Annotated in this window: 23 protein-coding genes; 8 read left to right on the top strand and 15 right to left on the bottom strand. The window is 53.1% G+C overall.

All coding sequences use genetic code 11. From position 1 onward, the window contains the following. Positions 1-22 precede the first annotated feature (22 nt). From JNUCC32_RS04735 to JNUCC32_RS04725, 3 genes are all read left to right on the top strand, one after another. Positions 23-1,033 (top strand): polysaccharide pyruvyl transferase family protein, encoded by a 1,011-nt coding sequence (locus JNUCC32_RS04735; protein WP_192571255.1) that lies wholly within the window; start codon positions 23-25, stop codon positions 1,031-1,033. 13 nt (positions 1,034-1,046) lie between these two features. Beyond that, entirely contained in the window at positions 1,047-1,373 is a 327-nt protein-coding gene (locus JNUCC32_RS04730; RefSeq protein WP_228468880.1) for a hypothetical protein, read from the top strand. Positions 1,374-1,436: 63 nt separating this feature from the next. Then, the gene (locus JNUCC32_RS04725) at positions 1,437-1,640 is read left to right on the top strand and encodes a hypothetical protein (RefSeq protein ID WP_015736366.1); all 204 of its coding nucleotides are present in this window, start codon (positions 1,437-1,439) and stop codon (positions 1,638-1,640) included. 104 nt (positions 1,641-1,744) lie between these two features. On the opposite strand, the gene ftsY is transcribed toward JNUCC32_RS04725, so the two are convergent. From ftsY to JNUCC32_RS04665, 12 genes are all read right to left on the bottom strand, one after another. Then, a complete protein-coding gene (gene ftsY / locus JNUCC32_RS04720) occupies positions 1,745-2,746 on the bottom strand; it encodes a signal recognition particle-docking protein FtsY (protein WP_015736367.1) in 1,002 nt (333 codons plus the stop codon). Positions 2,747-2,773: 27 nt separating this feature from the next. After that, positions 2,774-6,343, bottom strand: a complete 3,570-nt coding sequence (smc, locus tag JNUCC32_RS04715) for a chromosome segregation protein SMC (RefSeq protein WP_096776722.1) — start codon at positions 6,341-6,343, stop codon at positions 2,774-2,776. A 207-nt stretch (positions 6,344-6,550) separates the two neighbouring features. Continuing rightward, entirely contained in the window at positions 6,551-7,249 is a 699-nt protein-coding gene (gene rnc / locus JNUCC32_RS04710) for a ribonuclease III (RefSeq protein WP_036663972.1), read from the bottom strand. Positions 7,250-7,261: 12 nt separating this feature from the next. Further along, positions 7,262-8,500 carry a beta-ketoacyl-ACP synthase II gene (gene fabF, locus JNUCC32_RS04705; protein WP_015736369.1) on the bottom strand — a complete coding sequence of 413 codons (1,239 nt, stop codon included), beginning with the start codon at positions 8,498-8,500 and terminating at the stop codon, positions 7,262-7,264. A 158-nt stretch (positions 8,501-8,658) separates the two neighbouring features. Next, a complete protein-coding gene (gene acpP, locus JNUCC32_RS04700; protein WP_006211375.1) occupies positions 8,659-8,892 on the bottom strand; it encodes an acyl carrier protein in 234 nt (77 codons plus the stop codon). A 110-nt stretch (positions 8,893-9,002) separates the two neighbouring features. Further along, a complete protein-coding gene (gene fabG / locus JNUCC32_RS04695) occupies positions 9,003-9,752 on the bottom strand; it encodes a 3-oxoacyl-[acyl-carrier-protein] reductase (RefSeq protein ID WP_009594984.1) in 750 nt (249 codons plus the stop codon). A gap of 46 nt (positions 9,753-9,798) precedes the next feature. Beyond that, the gene (gene fabD, locus JNUCC32_RS04690; protein WP_192571254.1) at positions 9,799-10,731 is read right to left on the bottom strand and encodes an ACP S-malonyltransferase; all 933 of its coding nucleotides are present in this window, start codon (positions 10,729-10,731) and stop codon (positions 9,799-9,801) included. Between the two features lie 51 nt (positions 10,732-10,782). Next, entirely contained in the window at positions 10,783-11,772 is a 990-nt protein-coding gene (locus JNUCC32_RS04685; RefSeq protein ID WP_009594985.1) for a beta-ketoacyl-ACP synthase III, read from the bottom strand. Between the two features lie 8 nt (positions 11,773-11,780). Then, positions 11,781-12,767, bottom strand: a complete 987-nt coding sequence (plsX, locus tag JNUCC32_RS04680; protein ID WP_192571253.1) for a phosphate acyltransferase PlsX — start codon at positions 12,765-12,767, stop codon at positions 11,781-11,783. A 24-nt stretch (positions 12,768-12,791) separates the two neighbouring features. Then, positions 12,792-13,403, bottom strand: coding sequence for a transcription factor FapR (gene fapR, locus JNUCC32_RS04675; RefSeq protein WP_015736373.1), 612 nt, complete (start codon positions 13,401-13,403; stop codon positions 12,792-12,794). Between the two features lie 142 nt (positions 13,404-13,545). Next, the gene (rpmF, locus tag JNUCC32_RS04670; protein WP_006211382.1) at positions 13,546-13,719 is read right to left on the bottom strand and encodes a 50S ribosomal protein L32; all 174 of its coding nucleotides are present in this window, start codon (positions 13,717-13,719) and stop codon (positions 13,546-13,548) included. 53 nt (positions 13,720-13,772) lie between these two features. Then, positions 13,773-14,285: a YceD family protein gene (locus JNUCC32_RS04665; protein ID WP_096776724.1), complete on the bottom strand. Its 513-nt coding sequence runs from the start codon at positions 14,283-14,285 to the stop codon at positions 13,773-13,775. 198 nt (positions 14,286-14,483) lie between these two features. Here JNUCC32_RS04665 and JNUCC32_RS04660 point away from each other — a divergent pair, with 198 nt between their 5' ends. Beyond that, complete coding sequence (locus tag JNUCC32_RS04660; RefSeq protein ID WP_192571252.1) at positions 14,484-15,725, top strand: nucleotidyltransferase; 1,242 nt, start codon at positions 14,484-14,486, stop codon at positions 15,723-15,725. Here the strand turns inward: JNUCC32_RS04660 and JNUCC32_RS04655 are convergent. Further along, entirely contained in the window at positions 15,715-16,755 is a 1,041-nt protein-coding gene (locus tag JNUCC32_RS04655; protein WP_036673913.1) for a SepM family pheromone-processing serine protease, read from the bottom strand. The two genes, JNUCC32_RS04660 and JNUCC32_RS04655, sit on opposite strands and share 11 nt — an antisense overlap. A 112-nt stretch (positions 16,756-16,867) precedes the next feature. Between JNUCC32_RS04655 and JNUCC32_RS04650 the strand changes: the two genes are divergently transcribed. Then, a complete protein-coding gene (locus JNUCC32_RS04650; RefSeq protein ID WP_192571251.1) occupies positions 16,868-18,097 on the top strand; it encodes a nucleoside recognition domain-containing protein in 1,230 nt (409 codons plus the stop codon). On the opposite strand, the gene coaD is transcribed toward JNUCC32_RS04650, so the two are convergent. Next, positions 18,075-18,590: a pantetheine-phosphate adenylyltransferase gene (coaD, locus tag JNUCC32_RS04645; protein WP_009595333.1), complete on the bottom strand. Its 516-nt coding sequence runs from the start codon at positions 18,588-18,590 to the stop codon at positions 18,075-18,077. The two genes, JNUCC32_RS04650 and coaD, sit on opposite strands and share 23 nt — an antisense overlap. After that, positions 18,580-19,185: a 16S rRNA (guanine(966)-N(2))-methyltransferase RsmD gene (rsmD, locus tag JNUCC32_RS04640; RefSeq protein ID WP_192571250.1), complete on the bottom strand. Its 606-nt coding sequence runs from the start codon at positions 19,183-19,185 to the stop codon at positions 18,580-18,582. The genes coaD and rsmD overlap by 11 nt, the downstream gene beginning before the upstream one ends. A 476-nt stretch (positions 19,186-19,661) precedes the next feature. Between rsmD and JNUCC32_RS04635 the strand changes: the two genes are divergently transcribed. From JNUCC32_RS04635 to JNUCC32_RS04625, 3 genes are all read left to right on the top strand, one after another. Beyond that, positions 19,662-19,871 carry a DUF5316 family protein gene (locus JNUCC32_RS04635; protein WP_192571249.1) on the top strand — a complete coding sequence of 70 codons (210 nt, stop codon included), beginning with the start codon at positions 19,662-19,664 and terminating at the stop codon, positions 19,869-19,871. A gap of 85 nt (positions 19,872-19,956) precedes the next feature. After that, complete coding sequence (locus JNUCC32_RS04630) at positions 19,957-20,127, top strand: hypothetical protein (RefSeq protein WP_192571248.1); 171 nt, start codon at positions 19,957-19,959, stop codon at positions 20,125-20,127. Between the two features lie 242 nt (positions 20,128-20,369). Then, positions 20,370-22,343 (top strand): stalk domain-containing protein, encoded by a 1,974-nt coding sequence (locus JNUCC32_RS04625; protein WP_192571247.1) that lies wholly within the window; start codon positions 20,370-20,372, stop codon positions 22,341-22,343. Positions 22,344-22,408: the final 65 nt, after the last annotated feature.

Genomic DNA, 22,408 nt, shown 5'->3' with positions numbered 1-22,408 from the left:
ATTGAAAAGGAGGTGATACGTCATGCATATTGCCGCTTCCGGCTACTATGGAATGGGAAACTTCGGCGATGATTTGTTTCTTCACACCCTTCGACAAGTATTCCACGAACACCACGTCTATCCTTGGAATTCCCGACTGGATCCCCGTCAGACGGATGCCTTTATCATCGGCGGTGGCGATTTGATTACACCTTACTCGTTCAATTCGTATTACTTCCCTCCGCAGCTCAAAGGACAGCCTACCTGGGTTTACGGCGTCGGCATCGTCGATGCCTACCCGGAACACACCTGGCCTAAAGAGCAGGTATCCGCCTACCGGGAGATGATCTCCCAGGCAAAACGCGCGGTGTTCCGGGATGAACGATCGTCGGCCATCGCCAAGCGGGCTGGCTTTCACCGAAACGTCGAAACGGCCCCAGATATGGTATTCGGCTACCGTCAGCCCGACATCCCGGTAAAACGATTCTCGAAGCGTCCAACGATTGGCGTTGTTGTGTTTTCCTATGAATCGTTCCCGATGGATAATATGACCAAATTGCTGGGTCATCTTGTCGCAGCAGGCTATCATGCCGTCCTTATTCCGGTCATTCATCATCCGGGGAACGCGTATTCCGATTACAACACATGCCTGCAGTTACAGCAGAAGGTAAGGGAGCTAACGCCTGGCGCTTCCATTGAAACGCTGCCGTTTCTCATGGATATTGAGCTCACCTACAGTTTCATACAATCCGTGGACTATCTGATCTCGTTCAAGCTTCATCCTTCGCTGGCCGCTTTACGCGGAGGCAAGCCCGTACTGGCGCTCAGCACCATGGGCAAAGTGCACAGCCTGCTGAGCTCTTTTCATCTCGGCCAATACTTTACGGATTACCGTCAGCCGCTTGATGCGCTGGTGGATAGAACCGAGAGCTTCCTTAAATACGGCCCTGGTCACGTGCAGCAGATGATGCCGCTGATCCGGGCAGCCGAGAAAAAAAGCACAGCCTCGCTCCTCGATTTAAAGAATCACATCGAAGAGCACAACCGTTGGTAATACAGAAAGGAGAATGAGTATGTGTTGCTTCCTGTTCTGCAGAAAGCTTGCCGGACGAGTAAAAAAACTAACGCGGCAGGTCGAGCTTCTAAGCCAGGAAACCAGACAATTAACCGTTAGGGTGGAATCGCTGGAGAGCCAGGTGCTCACGGGGCTAACCATTAATCCGGAACTGACTCAGTATTTCGAAGTCCGCACCGGTCAACAGGTTAGAGTAAGCACAACGTTTGTCACCTTGGAGGGGATCGTTTTGGCCACCGCCGAAGACGGCGTTCAGCTTCGTGAAGCATCCGGTGACCTTGTGCTGATTCCATTCGCCAATATTACTTCCGTTCAGTAATCCCGCTTAGGGATGCTGAAGATCAACTCCAAACTTTCATTTACGGCAAGGAGGTTAACCGATATGCGCTACGTGGATTGGCTTCAAGGATTTATCGGCTCGGAAACCGAAGTAACCGTGTCGGGAGATGTCATCATCGGCACGCTGAACAAAGTGGGCGAGGGAACCATCACCTTAAAAGTACCGCCGATCATCTATGGCCCGCCAACCGATACCGCCATCATCCCGCTTCGCTCGATTGAATTCGTTCGAATCGTCTCTTCATAAGAATATGTATGCATGGCTCTTGGACCTAACAGAACATGAAAAAGGACCGAAAGTATATCTTTCGGTCCTTTTTGTATACCTGCTCGTTTTCGCTAGACAAGGGTCTAGTCTTGTTGTTCTACAGCATTCTCTTCTTCTTTAATCAAACCCGCAAAGAGAGCATGCACAAACTGCTCCGAATCGAAGGTTTGGAGATCACCCATCTTCTCTCCCAAGCCCACCAGCTTCACCGGCAAATTCAGCTCTTGACGGATCGCGATGACGATTCCGCCCTTAGCCGTACCATCGAGCTTGGTTAACACGAGGCCGGTCACGCCGCTCTTCTCGCCGAACAGCTTCGCCTGGCTAAGCGCATTCTGTCCCGTCGTCGCGTCAAGGACCATCAGCACCTCGTGCGGGGCACTTGGAATTTCGCGTTGAATGACGCGGAAGATTTTGTTCAGCTCTTCCATCAGATTCGTTTTGTTCTGAAGGCGTCCCGCCGTATCGCAGAGCAGGACATCCGCCTGCCGCTGCTTGGCGGCTTGAACCGCATCAAACATGACGGCTGCCGGGTCTGAGCCGGGCTGCTGTTTAATGACTTCTACGCCAACCCGCTCTCCCCATACCTCCAGCTGCTCGATCGCACCGGCCCGGAAGGTGTCTCCCGCTGCGAGCAAAACCTTCTTGCCCTCCTGCTTGTAACGATGCGCCAGCTTGCCAATCGTTGTTGTTTTGCCGACTCCGTTAACGCCCACGAACAAGATGACCGTAATCCCGTCCGGATTCTCCCGCAGCTCGTTGCTGCTGTCATCACGGAGAAGTCCCATCAGCTTCTCGGACAATACCGGCTGCAAATCGGCAGCGTCCTCGATCCGCCGTTTTTTCACCTCGGCACGAAGATCGTCCATCAGATCCATCACCGTATTGACGCCGACGTCAGCGCCAATCAGAATCTCTTCCAATTCCTCGTAGAACTCCTCATCGATCTTTTTCCGGCGAATCACCAGGTCCGATACTTTCTCGATAAACCCCTTCCGGGTTTTCTCCAATCCGTCGCGGAACTGTTTTGTTACGTTTTCCGTTTTGCTGGAAATGCTCTCTTTTAACCTCTTAAAAAAGCTCATACGTACCCTCCATGTCGTTATGTTAAATTAGGCAATCTCCGCTTCCTCATTCTCAAGCTTGACGGATACCAGCTTCGACACGCCGCCTTCCTCCATCGTGACGCCGTACAGCACGTCCGCCTCTTCCATCGTTCCTTTGCGGTGGGTGACCACAATAAACTGCGTTTGTTCAGAGAATTCGCGCAGATACTGGGCAAATCGTACCACGTTCGCTTCATCTAGCGCCGCTTCGACTTCATCAAGCACGCAGAACGGAACCGGCTTCACCTGCAAAATGGCAAACAGCAGCGCCATAGCCGTTAATGCACGTTCTCCGCCGGAGAGCAGCTGCAGATTCTGCAGCTTCTTGCCTGGAGGCTGGGCGACGATATCGATCCCCGTCTCAAGCAATCGTTCCGGATCGATCAGGATCAGGTCGGCTCGTCCTCCTCCGAACAGCTTCGTAAACACCGTGCCGAACTCGCGCCGGATGGCATCGAAGGTCTGCTTGAAGCGCTTGGACATTTCATCGTCCATTTCCTTAATGACTTGGTAGAGCGTCGTTTTCGCTTCTACCAGGTCCGCCTTCTGCTCGCTCAGGAAGAGGTATCTCTCATTGACGCGCTGGTATTCTTCAATGGCCCCGAGATTGACGTCCCCCAGGGAAGTGATGGACCGTTTCAAATCACGAACTTCGTTCTGAGCGGCCGTGATGTCTTCCGGAATCGGATACCGCTGCTTGGCAAGCTCGTAGCTCAGCTCATAGTCCTCGCTTAACTTCTTCAATATATTTTCAAGCTCGACATCGAGCCGGTTTACCCCAATCTCGGTCTGGCGCAGCTGATCATCCACGGACCGCAGCTGGGTGCGCTGTTCCTTGGTTTCGCTCTCTTCCAGCTCCAGCTTCCGGCTTAGCGCGCTGCGTGCCGCCCGTTTGAATTCGAGCTGCTGCGTGGCTTCTTCCTTCTTCAGCTTGTACTGGTTCAGATCCTCGATCTGCTTGACGCTCTCGCTTTCGTTCTGACTTAGGTCCGCTTGAACGGAGGCCAGCATCGTGCGGTTCTGCTTCTGTTCCTTCTCATGGTTGTCAACATCCGATTGCAGGCGTTTCAGCTGCTCCTCAAGCGAGAAGGTTTCCTGATCCAGCTTTCCTTCGCGAACCTTGAGGGTTGTCAGCTGGCTCTGAAGCTCTTCCTTGGCCGATTCATTTGCTTTTCGGGCAAACTCTGCCGCTTGGATGGCCAGATGGGTGGACTTCTCTTCTTCCTCCAGCTCAGACAGCAGCTTCTGCGCGCGTTCACGGCTTTGCTGAATTTCCTTGGCTTCCTTCTCTTGACTGCTCTTCTCTTCGCCTGCCAGCTCGGCTTGCTCGAGGACGTGCCGCAGCTCATGCTCAAGCTGCTTGCGGTCGCCCGCAGCCTGCTGTTCCTCGATCCGTTTGTCGTCTCCAGCTTTGCGAAGCTCGTCCAGCTTATCTTGAGATTCAACCATTTGATTCCGAACGCCTTCTATGCCCTGCTGGAGCTTCTCCAGCTGCTTCTCGGTTTCCGAAATTTCCTGATCGAGCTGTTCCAGCTGCCGTTTGCGTCCCAGCAGGCTGCTTGTCTTTTTATGCTGACTGCCGCCTGTCATGGAGCCGCCTGCATTGACGACGTCCCCCTCTAGGGTGACAACGCGGAATCGATAGGAGAATCGCGCCGCGATTTTATTCGCTTGCTCCAGGGTCTCGGCGATAACGACATTGCCAAGCAGACTGCCGACGATGTTGCTGTATCTGGAATCATACTTCACCAGCTCGGAGCCAAACCCTACGAACCCGGCCTCCCCTTCCGCCAAGTGCCGGTCGGATGCCGATACGTTCCTTGGACGAATAACGTCCAAAGGCAGAAATGTCGCACGGCCTAACTGGCGCTGTTTCAGGAAGGAAATCGCCTGCCTCGATACGGATTCGTTCTCCATGACGATATGCTGAACCGACGCGCCAAGGGCGGTCTCCATCGCAAGCTCTAGCTTTTCCGGCACGCGAATAAGCTCGGCCACCGCACCATGGACGCCATGGAGCACGGATTTGCGCGAAGCCTTCAGCACTTCCTTAACGCCCAGCATAAATCCGTCAAAATCGTCCTGAAGCTCTTTCATGGTATCGCGACGGGATATTTGCGCTTCCCGCTTCTGCTCCCATTTCCGAAGGGCTCCCTGCGTCTCCTCCTGCAGTTTCTGCAGGGACTGATACCGCTCGCTTTCGCTGATGTAACCGCTGCGAAGGTCCGCAATTTCTTTGCCGAAACGTTCAATGCTTCGATCGATGCTATCTTTGCGACGAAGCAGATCTTCTTTCAAGGCTTCCCATTTGCCGGATTCCTCCTGCGCCCGGTTCATCCGCCGGTCGAGCGCTTCCTGCTGCTGGTCCGCATACCGGATTTCATTCCGCGCCTGCGCCATTTGGTTCATAAGCTCCAGCAAATTCCCCTTCAAGCTCTCTTCCTGCTGCTGGCTGATACCGCCGGTTACGCCAACCAGCTTCGCTTCTTCTGCCGACAGCTGATCCCGAACCAGGGTAAGCTCCTGCTGCAGATCCTGCAGCTTGCTCTTCATTCTCGCGAGCTCGCCTACACGCTCTTCCAGACGATGATCGCCCGAGTGCAAGCTTTCTTCCAGCTGCTCGCGCGTACGTTCCAGGTTGCGGCGGCGTTCCTTGAGCACCTCGCCATAACCCTCGCTCTTCTCGAACAGCTCACTGAATTGAAGCAGCTGACTTTGCAGATCCTCAACTTCCTGCTCCAGCTGGCGAAGGGCCGATCGGTCACTCTCCAGCTTGGCATCATGCGCGGATACTACGGTGGATAAGGCAAGCTGCTCTTCCTTCAGCTGTTCAAGCTTGGCATTAGCCTCGCTCCATGAGGTATGTATCTGTTCGATCTGATACACATACAGCGAAATTTCCTTGTGCTTCAGCTCCTCCCGGAGCTCCTTGTAGCGAATCGCCTTCTCGGACTGCTCTTTGAGCGGTCCGATCTGATCCTCCAGCTCGGTGACCAAATCATGGATGCGAAGCAGATTTTGCTCCGTTTCATCCAGCTTGCGCACAGACTCTTTTTTACGAGACTTATATTTAACGATCCCGGAAGCTTCCTCAAAAATCCCCCGGCGATCTTCTGATCGTGTACTCAGAATTTCCTCAATGCGGCCTTGTCCAATGATGGAATAGGCTTCTTTGCCGATCCCGGTGTCCATGAACAGCTCCGTAATATCCTTCAACCGGCAGGACTGCCTGTTAATGAAATACTCGCTGTCCCCGCTGCGGTGCACCCGTCTGGTTACGGTCACCTCGTTAAAATCCAGCGGCAGCACATGGTCCTCATTGTCCAGCGTAAGGGAAACCTCCCCATAATTGACCGCTTTACGCGCATCGCTTCCGGCAAAGATAATGTCCTCCATCTTGCCTCCGCGGAGGGATTTAGCGCTTTGCTCGCCAAGCACCCAGCGGATCCCGTCGGAAATATTGCTCTTGCCGCTGCCATTCGGACCTACAACGGCCGTGATTCCCCGGACAAACTCCATCTCCGTCTTGTCGGCAAACGATTTAAATCCTGCTAACTCGATCCGTTTCAAAAACATATTCGAACTATCACCTCTCCTGCTATTGTACCACAAGTAGAATCGGCTTCACCGCCGTCTTTGGACGAGGCCCATCAACGTTATAAGCAGCTGTCCCCTTTAACAAAAGACAGACAACGAAAAGAGCAAAAAACAGTCATCCTATCCGGGTCCGGTTATCCGCTTGACTGCTCTTTGCTCTTTGTTTGTCATCACATCAGCGAAGCTTTAGGCATCCGCACGTTTCAGCTGCTTTAAGGCTACCGCCGCTGCCTGCTGCTCGGCTTCTTTCTTGGATCTGCCGCTTCCGCGTCCAAGACATTCGCTTCCCATGTATACCTCCGAGACAAACTCCCGCTCATGCGCCGGTCCTCGCTCTTCTACGATACGATATTCCAGTGCGCCCATGCCGTGATGCTGGGTCAGTTCCTGAAGCTCGGTCTTATAATCGCTCATCTGCGGTCGACCGTTGACGGTCACCGTAGGGAAGACGTGGTCGCTCAAAAACCGGCGAACCGCTTCCAATCCCTGATCCAGATAAAGCGCCCCCACAAATGATTCGAATACGTCCGCAAGAAGTGCCGGGCGGGTTCGACCGCCCGTCATTTCCTCTCCTTTGCCTAGCAGAACGTATCGTCCAAAGTCCAGACTTACAGCAAATTGCACCAGGGAGGGCTCGCATACGATAGCGGCCCGCAGCTTGGTTAATTCGCCTTCCGGACGGTCCGGAAAAAGGTTGTACAAGAATTCGCTGACCGTCAGTTCCAGAACGGCGTCTCCGAGAAATTCAAGTCGCTCGTTGTCCTGGCTCTGACTGAAGCGATGCTCGTTTACATAAGATGCGTGGGTAAAGGCCTGCTTCAGCAGCATTGCATTGCGAAACTGGATTTGAAGTTTATGCTGTAACTGCTTCAGATCTCCACTCAACACACTGTCCCCTTACTCGGCGTATTTTTTCAGGATAATCGTGGCATTATGCCCGCCAAACCCGAACGAATTGGACATCACGACATCCAAATCGGCTTTACGCGGGTGATTCGGCACGTAATCCAGATCGCACTCCGGATCCTGATCCTCCAGGTTAATCGTCGGTGCAATGGTCTGGTTCTTCAAGCTCAATCCGCAGATAACCGCCTCGACACCGCCGGCGGCCCCAAGCAAGTGACCTGTCATCGACTTGGTCGAGCTCACGGCCACTTTGTATGCATGGTCGCCAAGAGCCATCTTGACGGCCTTCGTTTCCGAGCGGTCACCCACCGGCGTAGATGTCCCGTGTGCATTAATGTAATCCACGTCTTCCGGCGCAATGCCTGCGTCGCGGATCGCCATCTTCATGCAGCGGGCTGCCCCGTCCGGATCCGGCTCGGTAATGTGATGGGCATCGGCGCTAAGGCCGTAACCAACCACCTCGGCGTAGATCTTGGCTCCGCGTTTCAACGCGTGCTCAAGGGATTCGATGACGAGCACGCCGGCACCTTCACCCATGACAAAACCGTCGCGGCCGGTATCGAATGGCCGGCTGGCCTTCTCCGGCTCGTCATTGCGGGTCGACATTGCGCGCATAGCGCAGAAACCAGCCATCCCCGTCGGACGAATGGTCGCCTCCGCCCCGCCGCAGATCATGACGTCGGCATCACCGCGCTGAATCAGGCGATAGGAATCGCCGATCGAATGCGTTCCGGTAGCACAAGCCGTCACTTGGGTGGTGTTCGGCCCTTTGGCTCCCAGATTGATGGACATTTGGCCTGAGGCCATGTTGGCGATCATCATCGGAATAAAGAAGGGGCTTACACGTTTCGGGCCTTTTTCCAGCAGGATGTTATGCTGATCCTCCCAGGTTCCCAAACCGCCGATACCCGATCCGATGGAAACGCCGACCCGCTCTGCATCGGCATTCACGCCGATATCAAGACCGCTGTCCTCCAGCGCCTTCGAACCAGCCGCCACAGCTAGCTGCACAAATCGGTCCATCTTGCGGGCTTCCTTGCGGTCCATGTAATCCTCCGGGTTGAAATCCTTCATGGACGCAGCGATCTGCGTGGTGTAATCACTCACGTCAAACGCTTCGATTCGGGATACGCCGGACTTGCCTTCCATCAAACTGTTCCAGAATGTATCAAGATCTTGACCAAGCGAGGTCATGACTCCCATTCCTGTTACAACGACTCTTTGTTTCAAACAGACTCACCTCTATGTGGACTGCCCGTCCATCTATGAAACCGCAAGGACTCAAGATGAACCAAGGCAGTAATAATCTATCACTTGTTAGAACTAAAGCTTTGATTGAATGTGGAGAAGTCCCGCCTTGCTAAAGAACGGGACTTAACTGTAATGACTTAGGTATGAGATTGTATGTAGTTTACAACTTCACCTACGGTCGTAATTTTCTCCGCATCTTCATCAGAGATCTCCATATCAAACTCATCTTCCAACTCCATCACCAATTCAACTACATCGAGAGAATCAGCTCCAAGGTCGTCTTTGAAAGATGCTTCTAATGTTACGTCGGCTTCGTCAACACCCAGGCGGTCGATAACGATGCGTTTTACGCGTTCCAATACATCGGACATCCGGCTCACCTCCTCTTGGTCATTATACGAGATATGACTTCAAATTGCCATAGAAGGCATTTGAAAACGATTTAGCGCCCGGCGCGTCAAGCGCCGGAACAGCAGCGGCTCTACATGTACATGCCGCCGTCCACATGCAGCACCTGTCCAGTCATATAAGACGCGCTGGAAGATGCTAGAAAAGTCACCACGCCGGCAATCTCTTCCGGCTGGCCAAGACGGGCCAGCGGAATTCCGCCAAGCAGGCCTTCGCGCATGTCCTCGGGAAGTTCACGGGTCATGTCGGTATCGATAAATCCTGGCGCTACCGCATTTACCGTAATGCCACGGGAAGCCAGCTCCCTCGCGGCTGATTTGGTCAGACCGATGACGCCGGCTTTGGCCGCGACATAATTGGCCTGTCCCGGATTGCCAAGCGCTCCGACAACGGAGGATATGTTGATAATGCGTCCATAGCGCTGCTTCATCATGGGACGCGTCACCGCTTTGAGGCAATTGAATACCCCTTTCAGATTCGTTTCGATCACCTGATCGAACTCCTCTTCCTTCATGCGCATGATTAGATTATCTCTAGTAATCCCCGCATTATTCACCAAGATATCAATTCGACCAAAAGTCTCTAACACCTGCTTAACCATCGCATCGGCTTCCTCGGTCCGTCCGACGTTGGATTTAACCGCGATCGCCGAAACGCCCTTTGCGCGAATCGCCTCCACAACCTCGGTTGCGGCCGCTTCGCTTCCTGCATAATTGACAGCAACGTTCGCGCCCAGATCGGCAAGTGCGAGGGCAATGCTCCGGCCGATTCCTCGGGAAGCACCCGTAACAAGCGCAGTCTGTCCTTTTAGAGCTTCACTCATACCTGTTCCTCCTTTCCAGAGTGATCCGGTTGGCATCAAAAGCTGTTTAAACAACCGTCTCCAAATTATTGACGCTCTCCAGACTATTCACATTCATGACTTTGACGGATTTATCAATTTTCTTGATCAAACCGCTGAGAACGCTGCCGGGACCAATCTCAACGAAGGTGTCCACGCCTTGAGCGATCATCCACTCCACGCTGTCATGCCACAGCACAGGGGAATAGACCTGCTCCACCAGCAAACCGCGGATGGCAGCCGCATCTTCCACCGGACGCGCCGTCACGTTGGCAACCACCGGTACGGAAGGTGCGTTGAATGAAGCCTGCTCCAGTTTGCCGGCCAGACGCTCAGCCGCCTCCTTCATTAAGGAAGAATGGAAGGGGCCGCTGACTTCCAGCGGGATGGCCCGCTTGCCGCCGGCTTCCTTGACTCTTTCTGCAGCAGCTGCAACGCCTTGAGCCGAACCGGAGATGACGATTTGCCCCGGGCAGTTCATGTTCGCAAGCTCTACGACATGCCCCTCTGCCGATATGCCCTTGCACAGCTCGGCCAGGGCCTCCCGGTCTGCGCCGAGAACTGCTGCCATGGCGCCTTGTCCTCCGGGAACGGCAGCTTCCATGTATTCGCCGCGTGCTCTAACGATCGACACGGCTTCTTCGAACGAGAGCACGCCTGCGCACACAAGCGCACTGTACTCGCCCAGGGAATGGCCAGCAACGTAATCCGGCACGATTCCTTTGCCGCGAACGGCTTCCAGATAAGCCATGCTGGTTGCGAGCAGAGCCGGCTGCGTGTTGACGGTTTGCTTCAAATCTTCATCAGGGCCATTAAAAATAATGGAGCTGAGCGGAAATCCAAGCTGAGCATCCGCGGTTAGAAATAAATCGCGTGCGGAAGGAACCGCATCATAGGCGTCTTTTCCCATTCCGACGGACTGAGCGCCCTGACCCGGAAATATAAATGCTGTTTTACCCAAAATCGTTGGCTCCCTTCTCTTCTTTCACTAGTCCTGTTAAATCCATTCGGTTTACCAGATGAGTACGGAGGAACCCCATGTCAATCCGCCGCCAAAACCAACCATCAACACCTTGTCCCCTTCTTTCAGGCGGCCGGACTCCTGGGCTTCCACGAGCGCCAGCGGCACGGAAGCGGCCGAGGTGTTGGCATACTTGTCAACATTGATGACGACCTTCTCCTCCGGAAGCTCCAATCGCTCCATGGCCGACTTGATAATCCGGATGTTCGCTTGATGAGGAACGAATAAATCAATATCTTTCTTGTCGATGCCTGCTTTGGATAAGACGGCTTCCGTGGCAGTGCCCATGACCCGCACCGCAAACTTGAACACTTCGCGGCCGTTCATGTAAATGTAGTGTTTGTTGGTGTTAATCGTTTCAGCGGACGCCGGCAATCTCGAGCCGCCTGCCTCGATATACAGATGGGCCCCGCCCGCGCCTTCCGCGCCCAGATCAAACGCCTGGAAGCCGCGGCCTTCCGGCACTTCGCCGACGATCGCCGCTCCGGCGCCGTCACCGAACAGGACGCAGGTGTTGCGGTCGGTATAGTCGGTAATCCGGGACAAGCAGTCCACCCCGATGACCAGGGCGTTGTTGTACATGCCCGTTTTCACGAAGTTGGTGGCAGTGGCCAGGCCGTATACAAATCCCGAGCAGGCCGCGGACAGGTCAAATGCCGCTGCTTTCTTGGCTCCAAGCCGATCCTGGAGCAAACAAGCGGTCGATGGAAAGAACATATCCGGCGTAATGGTCGCCACAATAATCAATTCCAGATCCTCAGCCTGCATGCCGGCGGATTTCAACGCATTCACAGCAGCGTGATAAGCCAAATCCGAAGTCGCTTCGTTCGGCGCGGCAATATGCCGTTCGCGGATCCCCGTCATCGAGACGATCCATTCGTCACTAGTATCTACCATTTTCTCTAAATCGCTATTGGATAAAATCTTTTCAGGCACGTATTTGCCTGTGCCAATAATACCGACCGGACGCAAATTGTTCATTTCCTCACTCACTTCCCGCTGATTTCATTCGAAATACTCTCTACCAACCGGTTCTGCAGCGCCGTACGCGCTTGACGAACCCCATTCTTGATGGCGTTCGCATCCGACGAACCGTGGCTCTTGACAACCAGGCCGCCCAGACCAAGCAGCGGCGCTCCGCCATGCTCCTTATAATCGAGCGTCGATTTCAAGCTGCGAAGCTCCGGCATCATCAACGCGGCCGCCATCTTGGTCTTAAGGGACTTGCCGAACTGCTCCTTCAACAGCGAAAAGAGTGCACCGGCTGTTCCTTCAATCGATTTTAACAGAATATTGCCCGAGAACCCGTCGCAGACGAGCACGTCGCAAACGCCGTTCATGACATCGCGCGACTCCACATTGCCAACAAAATGAATAGGCAATTCCTCAAGCAACGGGTATGCGTGCTTCGTCAATTCATTGCCCTTGCCCGGCTCGGTGCCGACATTTAACAGCCCGACGCGAGGTTTGGCGATACCGTGCACTTTCTCGCGATACAGGCTGCCCATCAGCGCATACTGCTGTAAATGCTCCGGCTTCGAGTCCATATTCGCTCCGAGGTCCAAGGCGAGCATCCCCTTGCCGTCGAGCGTCGGAATCATAGGGGCCAGCGCGGGGCGCTCAATCCCTTTCATCCTGCCCACAACGAGCAATCCGGTCGTCATGAGCGCTCCCGTGTTACCCGCCGAGATCATGGCATCCGCTTCGCCTTCCCGAATCATCCGTCCCGCCACGACCATCGACGCATCCTTCTTCCGGCGCACGGCCTTAACGGGCTCATCCTCCGCTTCGATGACTTCGCTCGCATGAACCACCTTCAGATTGGACGGCTGGTCCTTCAGAAGGGCTCCAATCCGGGCCTCATCCCCGACGAGGATGATCTCGGTGTCGCTCCATTCCCGTGCGGCAATCAGCGCGCCGTCGACGTTGCTCTGGGGGGCATTGTCCCCGCCCATCGCATCAACCACAATTCTCATGCCAAATTTCCCCCTTCACTTATGTCATTCTCCTGCAGATCGGTAGATTACGAAATTTCCCTGAAACACCATTTCATCAGCGACATAAGTAAACACTTCCACCTTGGCCTTCCCCTTCTGGCCGGCAATGGACCTGACGTAGGCTTTGGCAATGCATTTCTCGCCGAGGCGCACCTGTCTCAAAAACCGTATATCCGCTGAAGACGTCAAAGCGATTTCTTCATTGATCACGGCAATGGCAAGCGAATTGGCCTGAGCGAACACATAATGTCCGCGGGCAATCCGCGTTTTGCTGAAAACATGTTCCTCACGGATTTCAAATATCGATATTCCGCTCTTGTCCAACTGCAGGTCAACGACATCCCCGATCACCTCTTCAAGCGACAAGGAACGAACCTGGTCATAGGAATGCTCCGCCATCTGCTTCATTCGCTCACGGAGCTCCGGGATGCCCAGTTCCATACGGTCGAGGCGTATCGTTTGAATGCTTACTTTAAGCTGGCGAGTCAACTCGCGGTCCGTAACAAAGGGATTCTCGTCGATCAGCTGAATCAGCCGCTGGTGACGGTCTTTCTTGGATAAACGATCGATGACGAAACAACTCCTTCTGCCGCTATGGTAGCCGCCAATCTTCAAACATACTTATATGTAAATTAGTCGCAAATATTAGAACCTGGTACTAATGTTAAGTATAAATCATGTCACGTTAAAAAGAAAGAGGGACTTGAGACAAAAAAAATAGCACCTCACCAAAGATGAAGTACTACTTATTTAGAAACTATTGTTTGATGATCTCTCTTGCTTTATACGTTCCGCACACTTTACATACGCGATGAGCAAGCTTCAATTCACCACATTGCTCGCATTTCACCATGCCTGGCACAGCCAGCTTAAAATGAGTACGACGCTTGTCACGACGTGTTTTGGACGTTCTACGTTGAGGTACTGCCATGTTCCCACCTCCTTATCAATTCAACCCGCTGAACACGGGTGCCATATCCATCATCATTTAAAGAAGTCCTTCAGTCCGGCTAGCCTAGGATCGATCACTTCCGTATCGCAGTCGCAGGCGCCTTCATTCAGGTCCTTGCCGCAATTCGGGCAGAGTCCCTTGCAGTCGGCTTTGCAAACCGGAGCTAGCGGCAGGTGGAGCAGAAATGCTTCTTCTACATAGGGAGTGAGATCCACACTCTCACCCTGCACGTATGTAGTATCGTCATCCTCATCCTGAACCACAGATTCAGGATCTTCCACCGGCTGGAACACTTCATGAAAAGGGATGTGCACGTGCTCGCTGATCGGCTTCAGGCAGCGGGAGCAATTCATCTCCAGCTCGCCTTCTAATCGTCCGCGAACATCCACCGAACCGGTAACCGACGGAGTTGCTTTCAAATCCACGTCTAGTGGCTTAACCGCAACAATATCCTTCCGGTCCTTAATGGCATTGCTTACATCCACGGTTTGATGGAACTGTAACGGTTGATCGCTGGTTGTCAATTTACGAAATTGAATTAGCATATCCATCACTCCAAACAAACAAAGATTATTATACCGATTCCCAGAGAGTTTTGTCAACAGGATAACCCTAACAACCTCTATATTGTTACCCGATATTTCTCTTCATACTACCAGAATTATAACACTCCCGGGAGGGGCGCTTATGGTTGCAGGAACGTCATGCAATTATGTTATATTCTAATCAAGGAGTTGAAACGAATGAAAACGGTTGGCATAGTCGTTGAATATAATCCCTTACATAACGGTCATGTACTGCATTATCGCAGTTCCAAAGAAGTATCGGGGGCAGATGCCGTCGTTGCGGTGATGAGCGGTCCGTTTCTCCAGCGAGGCGAACCTGCCATCGCTAGCAAGCGCGCTCGGGCGGAAATGGCCCTTGCCATGGGCGTTGACCTGTGCCTCGAGCTGCCGGTAACCTATGCCGTGCAGCCTGCGGAATGGTTCGCGTTCGGTGCGGTAGCCATTCTGGAAGCTACGGGGGTCGTGGATTGCCTTTCCTTCGGATCCGAAAGCGGGACGCTGGAGCAAATCCTGCCGTTGTCCCGTTCGCTCGCAAACGAAACCGGCGAGCTTCGATCCGAAATCGAAAAGCGCCTCCGGGAAGGCATGAACTTCCCATCTGCCTACGGCGCTGCCGCCGCTGTCCTTTTCGGTGAATCCGGTCCTGCAACGGCAACGACAGAGCTGCAAGAGCTGCTCACGCAGCCGAACAACTCCCTGGGGCTGCACTATCTGATCGCACTCCAGCGCCTCGGCAGCCGCATTAAGCCCTATACCATTCCAAGAGTAAGCGCACATTACCACGATCCGCTGCCGGGAACGTCATCCATTGCCAGCGCAACCGCCATCCGGAACATTATTCTGTCACAAGGCTTGGAAGCGGCCAGACCCTATATGCCGGAATTCACGTACGACATCATGGAACGGGAAATCAAGAGCGGACTAGCTCCGGTCCATTGGGAGCAGTTTCGCCAGCCGCTGTTCCAAGCTCTGCTCACGCATACACCCGCTCAGCTTGAAAGCTTCCTCGAAGTAACCGAGGGCTTGGAGCATCGTGTTCAGCGCTCGCTATCGCAGCTGGAACAGCCGACGGTTGACGCCCTTCTGGAAGCCTTGAAGACCAAGCGCTATACGCGTACCAAGCTTCAACGCATGCTGATGCACATCATGCTGAATCATGACAAGGCATCGATGAATCGTGAAGAGCTCGCCAAAGGTCCGGGATATATCCGGGTCCTCGGCTTCAGCGAGACGGGGCGTTCGCTGCTGAAACGAATGAAGCGAAGCGCTTCACTCCCCGTCATTCATCAGCCGGCTAAGCTGGAGCATCCTCAGCTGGAGCGTGACCTGGCGGCAGCCGCCGTCTATGCTAACGGGCAACCTAGGCCCCAAATCGGAAACTACTACAGCGATTACCTGCTGCCGCCGCTCACCCCTTAGGCGGCAGCTCCTCCAAATAATCCACGGCATCCTGCAGGTCATCGACCGGGATCAGCTTCATATCCGTTTTGATCCGGTCCGCGCGCTTTTTGGCCTCATCGTAATTTTTTTGAGGCACAAAAAAGATATCGGCTTCCTTCCGGTCGGCAGCCACGATCTTGTGCTTCACGCCGCCAATGGGGCCTACGGCGCCTGATTTATCGATGGTACCCGTTCCGGCTACCCGGTAACCCTTGCTTAAATCCCCTTCGGTAAGCTGATTATAAATCTCAAGGGTGAAGATCAGTCCGGCTGACGGTCCTCCGATGTTGGTATTCGCAAAGTGAATGGTGTGATCGGGATCAGCCGGCTCCACGTTCTGCATCGTGGCAATCATGACGCCTAATCCCGGACGCTCCGCGCCGGTCTTCTCATCCTTTATACTTACAAGCTTCACCTGTTCCTTCACGGTTTTCCCCTTGCGTTCAAGCTCCACGGAAACCTCTTCTCCGATGCTTTTCCCGCTTAACAGGCTGGCGATCTTCTCATTATCCTCTGCAGGCTGACCATCGATCTTGATCAATTTATCGCCAGGCCGAAAATGCTCGGCATTGGCCGAATTCTCGGAGATCGACATCACGAAGACGTAAGCGGGCTCGATGCTGTAATCGATTCCGGCCTCCTGATAAGCGGCTTCCATCGCGGAAGACTGTGAAGAATTCATATAATACACTTGCGTGGCCGCATATTCGTCCTTGCTCTGATCGCCCATTTTTTCGGCCTTCTTCACGACCTCTGCATTAGGATTAAACGCGGACAGCATTAACAAAGCCATATTGGCATAGCTTGCCGACACGGTAGTCATCATGAACGTACCCTCTTCCGCCGGATCGCCCTTCTCGACATTGATCATGGGACGAACCTCTTCGGCACTCCCGGGCTGGTATACAAGATAAGGGGTCGGCATATAAACGACAACGTACAGCATGACCCCGACCAGCAACAAATACAGCGCAATTTTTAAGCCATTCGGTTTTACGGACTTCTTCATGGTTTTCCTTCCCTCCGCCTCATATATCCAGCCTTCCACCAAGTTTGGTCTGACGGTTGTCTCCTCTGCATAAAGTTGTACTAGCCATGTTTACGCCGAAAGGAGATTCCTTATGAATAAAGACAACGCCGTCAAGTCATCCAACGGACTGTGGAACACCATTCTTCTCGGTGCCGCCGCGTTCCTGCTTGTACTGGCCGTCGTCAGCGCGCCCGAACCCGCCTTCCAAGCCACCCTGCAAGCACTCAAGCTGTGGTGGAATATCGTATTTCCATCTTTGCTGCCTTTTCTCGTGCTGGTGGAAATACTCATCGCTTACGGCTGGGCCCACGGGGTTGGCGTACTGCTGGACCCTATGATGAAAAAAATATTCAAACTCCCCGGTACTGGCGGCTGGGTTCTTATAACAGGAATGACAGCCGGGTTCCCGGCAGGCGCTCAGGCCGCGGCCGGCATGCACAAACAAGGCGAGCTCCGTGCCGTTGACGCCGGCAGGCTTGCCGCTTTGGCCCATTTTTGCAATCCGATGACCATCCTCGTTGTCATCGGAACCGGCCTGCTGCATAAACCGGAAGCCGGTTATCTGCTGCTGATCGTCCACTGGATATCCGGCCTGCTGGCCGCATGGACATTCAGTCTATTCAGCAAATCGCCCTCTGCAGAAGCCGGGAAGCAGGGCGCACCCGTCGATAATGACCGGATGAACGAATGGGCGAAGCGTCCGATTCTTCGACGGGCAGCCTCCGCCGCGCTGGACGCCCATCGACGGGATGGGCGAAGCTTCGGCAAACTCCTTGGCGAATCCGTTACCCGTTCGGTGCAGACCTTAATGATGACGGGCGGCTTTATCTTGTTCTTCGCCGTTCTTACTAGAGTATTGACCGGCCAGCTGCTGCCCCAGCTTCCATCCTATCTTGTGCCAGGGATATTGGAAGCCCATCTGGCCGCCCAATCGATCAGCTCCTCGGTGTTTCAAGCAGGGGCTCTGCAGCTGGCAGTCCTGTCCGCCGCACTGGCATGGAGCGGAATCAGCGCCCATCTGCAAAGCCTGTCGCTGATGCGGGAAGCCGGTCTCTCCTGGCGTTACTTTATGGCAAAGCGATTCCTGCATTCGATACTCGCCTTTGTCATTACATTGGCCATATGGAAACCGGTCAGCACCCTTTCCGCTGGCATCGTGCCGGCATTCCGAACGGAACCGATCGATCATGCCGATACGGAACAATTCTTCAATTTTTGGAGCGGACTGCCTTCTTTCCTGCAGGTTCAAGGCATGATCTGCTTGTTATTAATAGCGGCTTTCTGGCTGTGCTCCCGTTTTATCGGGCGTGATCCCCGCTGAATTTGCGGCGCAACGCCGCATCGACCTCGGGGCTGACCAAATCTGTAGTGTCGCCGTTAAAATGCGCGATTTCCTTCACAAGACTGGAACTCAAGAACGAATATTTCGGATGCGTCATCATAAAGATGGTCTCCGCATCCGGATTCAGCTTATGGTTGGTGGATGCCAGCTGAAGCTCATATTCAAAGTCGGTCACGGTCCGGATCCCGCGTACGATGACCTGGGCGTTCTTCTGACGGATATAGTTCGCCAAAAGGTCGCGGAAGCTGTCGATTTCCACATTCGGCAGATGCGCGGTCGCCTGTCTCAGAAGGTCCTTACGCTCGTCCACCGTGAAGAGCGGGTTCTTGCTTAAATTATTGAGAACGGCCACGATCAGCAGATCAAACTGCTTCGAAGCACGTGTGATGATGTCCATGTGTCCCATGGTGACCGGATCAAAACTTCCCGGGTATACGGCAACGCGGTATGTACTGGTATTCTCATTTGTCATCGTGTAATTCCTCCTCATCAAGCTCCGTCGCTTGATCTTGCGCTGTGTCATAACGGTATATCGATATAGCGGTTTCGCCGTATTTCGCGGTTCGGATACAATGAAAATCGCCAATTTCCTCAGCATAATTGTAACTTGATTCGTATTCCAATACCACCAAGGCTGAATCCTGCAGCAGCCCTCGCTCGGCCATATCCAGCATCAGTTCATCGCCGTTCTTGAACCTGTACGGCGGGTCCAAGAAGACCAGATCGAAGCCATAGCCTCGCTTTTCAAGCGCTTTAAGCGCCCGTGCCGCATCGTTGCGATATACCTCTGCGCTTTCCTCAAGCCGGGCCGCTTTCAAATTATCCTTGATCGTGCTAATGCTTTTCGGTTCCACATCAACAAAAACAGCACGATCCATCCCCCGGCTTAACGCCTCAATGCCAAGGCCTCCCGTGCCTGCGAACAGGTCAAGCGCGATTCCTCCCTCAAAGTAAGGGCCGATCATACTGAATATGGATTCTTTCACTTTATCCGTCGTCGGACGGGTGCTTGTACCCGGCACGCTTTTGAGCGGCCGGCCTTTTGCACTTCCGGATACTACTCTCACTGCTTCATTCACCCGTTTCATTATCTATAAATTAGATGCCCAGACAACGCCATGGACAGTGATTATCGTAACACAATCATCCCATATATGAAAAATGAAACGTAACAGCTCCCAACTTTTTTTCAGAGCAAGGTATATTTCTGCACCAGCCGGGCATCCTTGAAATATCGACATCAATGAATGTCGTAGACAACCGCGGAGAAGACTTACGTTTCCCCATAAGCTCTTCGTCCGGTTTCTCCTCTCCCATGAGGGAGTCACTTCGGTGGCTCCCGAACAAAAGCCCTGTAATATCAACATTCTGTTACGGGGCTTTTGTTCTTTTTTTATGTTCAGCCGCCAACCAAGTTGAGTGGCATTGTGTCATGTCAATCTGTTCCTTCCAATCAGACGATGCACTTACCTGTGTAAAAAGCATAACCAATCCCTCTCAGCGAACGTTCTAACAATAAAGGGCATGGTGGGGGGAACACGTGATGAACCTGTTTTTATATGCAGGATTGGCTTGCCTGGCGATTGCAGGGCTTCTATCCGGAGCGTTTATTACTACGGATTACCAACAAAGAGACTACTTCTTTACTGAACCCCATGACGACCGCGCATCCAGGGAGAAAGTATCCATGTGGTTCTTACTAGCGGGTTTTGTATTTCTTGCGGTCGCCGGTATTGTGTATTTGTTCCGCTAAGTTGACATTGTGAACATTTACTGCACTCTCCGCCGCGGACGAGTAAAGGCACAGAAGCATCTGTCTCTAGGGGAGGTTCTGATTCATGAATTTTTTTGTTAGCCATGAAGATACAGGAGTAGAACGAACGAAAATGAAATATGCCTTGATCGTTTTAATCTCGGTTCTTACGTTCAGGAAACTCGCCAAAATCGAAACGTTGAAGAATGATTTATATGCGGCTCTATTGCTGTTGAAGGGAACTGATCTTACTTAATCAAGTTTCTGCCACCTATATTCCCCTCGGTAGTCCCTTAACTAAACTCCATTAGGTCGAGACAGTTCATCGAACTATCGCGAATTCAACCGGACAAGACGCCCCGGATATCGGTGGGCGTTTTTTTGTTCCTTTTTAATCAACGCTCCCCTAAATCTTGCAGGAATAACGCCTATTTTGTCGAAAACAATGAGGTTGTTTGAAAAATATTCCTATTTGTACAGTAAAGAGAGGTCATGTAAGTGAAAAGAACGTTGTATGTTCTCCTGTTGTTCAGCATGCTGGCAGGGCTTGGTTTTGCGGGGACGACGCAAGACATCGCTTCTGCCGACGGGGCCGAGCTCCGGATCCAAGACATTGCCGGAAGAAACACCTATCTGATGAGCGACGGCTCCATGTGGTCCCTGATTGACGGGCGCCACGCCATTCGAACACCAGGTAACGTCGCAGCCATCAGCGGTTATGAATACGGCGGCATCGGCATGACGCAGGAGGGCCGCTTAGTAGAGTGGGACATCGGCAAGGGGCCCCAGGTCGTTCCGGGAACAAGCGGCGTGAAGCAGATAGCCGGTTCCTACTGGCTGAAGTCGGACGGTACCGTATGGGCCGGCGATGAAAAAGCGAAGAACCTCAGCGGCATATCGCTGATCGCCAATGCGGATCAGGAATTCGCTGCATTATCCTCCAATGGAGAGCTGCTGCTCCAGGATAACTACAAAAAGGGGCAGTTCAAAAAGCTCGGGATCCTGGAAAACCCGGCAGCCGTCAAATCCATGACGGTACACAGCGGACGCGTTGCCCTGCTGCATGACAACGGCGACGTTGTCGTGTACGAAACGTCCAACTTCGACGATAACGGGCGGATCATACCGGTTACCGTGGCCCAGAATGCAGCTCATATCGTCTATGCATCGAGTGAGCCGACGGATCTTCTCATTGTAACGCTCCAGGACGGAAGCGTATGGACTACCGGCGAGTATAAAGACCGCTGGAAACTCAAAGAGCAGATTACCGGACTTAGCGGGATCGTAAAAACATCCATCTATGGGGATGCAAAGGATTTGTCGGAAGGCTTTTATGCGCAGCGGAGTGATGGGAGCTGGGTACATCATAAGGAGGGACAGAATAAGAACATCGATGTACCGGTAGTCAAGAATTTGTCCGTTGCCATATCCGATGCGACGCCTTATGTAGGAGAATCGCTGGAAGTGAGCATCCAGGAAACCTATACGAACGGGGCGAAAATCAAGGTACCGGTTAAAGACGCCGTCATCGATATCGAGAAGCCGTATTTGTTGAGTATGCAGAAGAATGGGATGCTGAAATCTGCCGGCGTTGGCAAAACGCAGATTACGGTAACCTCCGGCGGCCAGTCCAAATCGGTGACGGTATCGTCCAGCCTGCGCAACAATTTGAAATATGCAAAACAGGTCAACGGCAACGTCATGGTACCGGCTAAATCCGTCATCCAGGCACTGGGCGGCACCTTCTCGGCTAAAAACGGAAGCGTGGAGGCGAAGTTCGGCCAGACCCTGCTTTCGTTCAAAGCAGGCAGCAACCAGGCCAAGCTGAATGAAAGCACCATCCGACTCAAAGCCGCACCCGTGAACGACAAGGGCGAGCTGCTCATTCCGGCCTCCGTGTTATCCGATGCTCTGGGAGCTAAAACCACCTGGGATGCCAAGTGGAAGCAAGCGCAAATCTCCCTCGGCGCGGATGCGGCCATGACCGTCGTCTCCAGCGAAACGGCTGGATTGATCAAAAAAGCGATGCAGGGCAATTTGGTTAAGTATATCGGCCGAACGTATTGGGTGAACGAATTCGAAGATTTGGAACGCTTCTCGAAATTGACCGTTACCGACATTTTGCCTGACGACAAGGGCGAATTCAACGTAATCTTCAAATCGGCAACGGGGAAAACTATAAAAAGTTATCCTATGCGGTCTTCGGAAGTGACGCAGCTGTTTGCGGACCGTTCCTCGTTACTAACTTACGATCCCTATAAAAAACACAAATGGTCCGCCTCCGTCTGGAAGCAGATCAAAGCCGGGCAGGTTTCCCTCGGCATGACGAAAGAGCAGGTACAGCTTTCATGGGGGAACCCGGCTGCCAAAGACATTACCTCCGGCGGCGGAAAAACCATTGAAACTTGGGGGTACTCCAATTTCAATATCGTATCTTTCGTAAACGGGAAAGCCATATTGATCATGATGTAGCATGAAGGGGACACAAATTAATAAAGCTCGTTATTCATAAAAAAGACCGTCCTAAGAAGCAGCAA

The sequence above is a fragment of the Paenibacillus sp. JNUCC32 genome, from assembly GCF_014863545.1.
Taxonomy (GTDB): Bacteria; Bacillota; Bacilli; order Paenibacillales; family Paenibacillaceae; genus Paenibacillus_AQ; species Paenibacillus_AQ lautus_A.
This window is presented reverse-complemented; position numbering and strand designations above follow the sequence as displayed.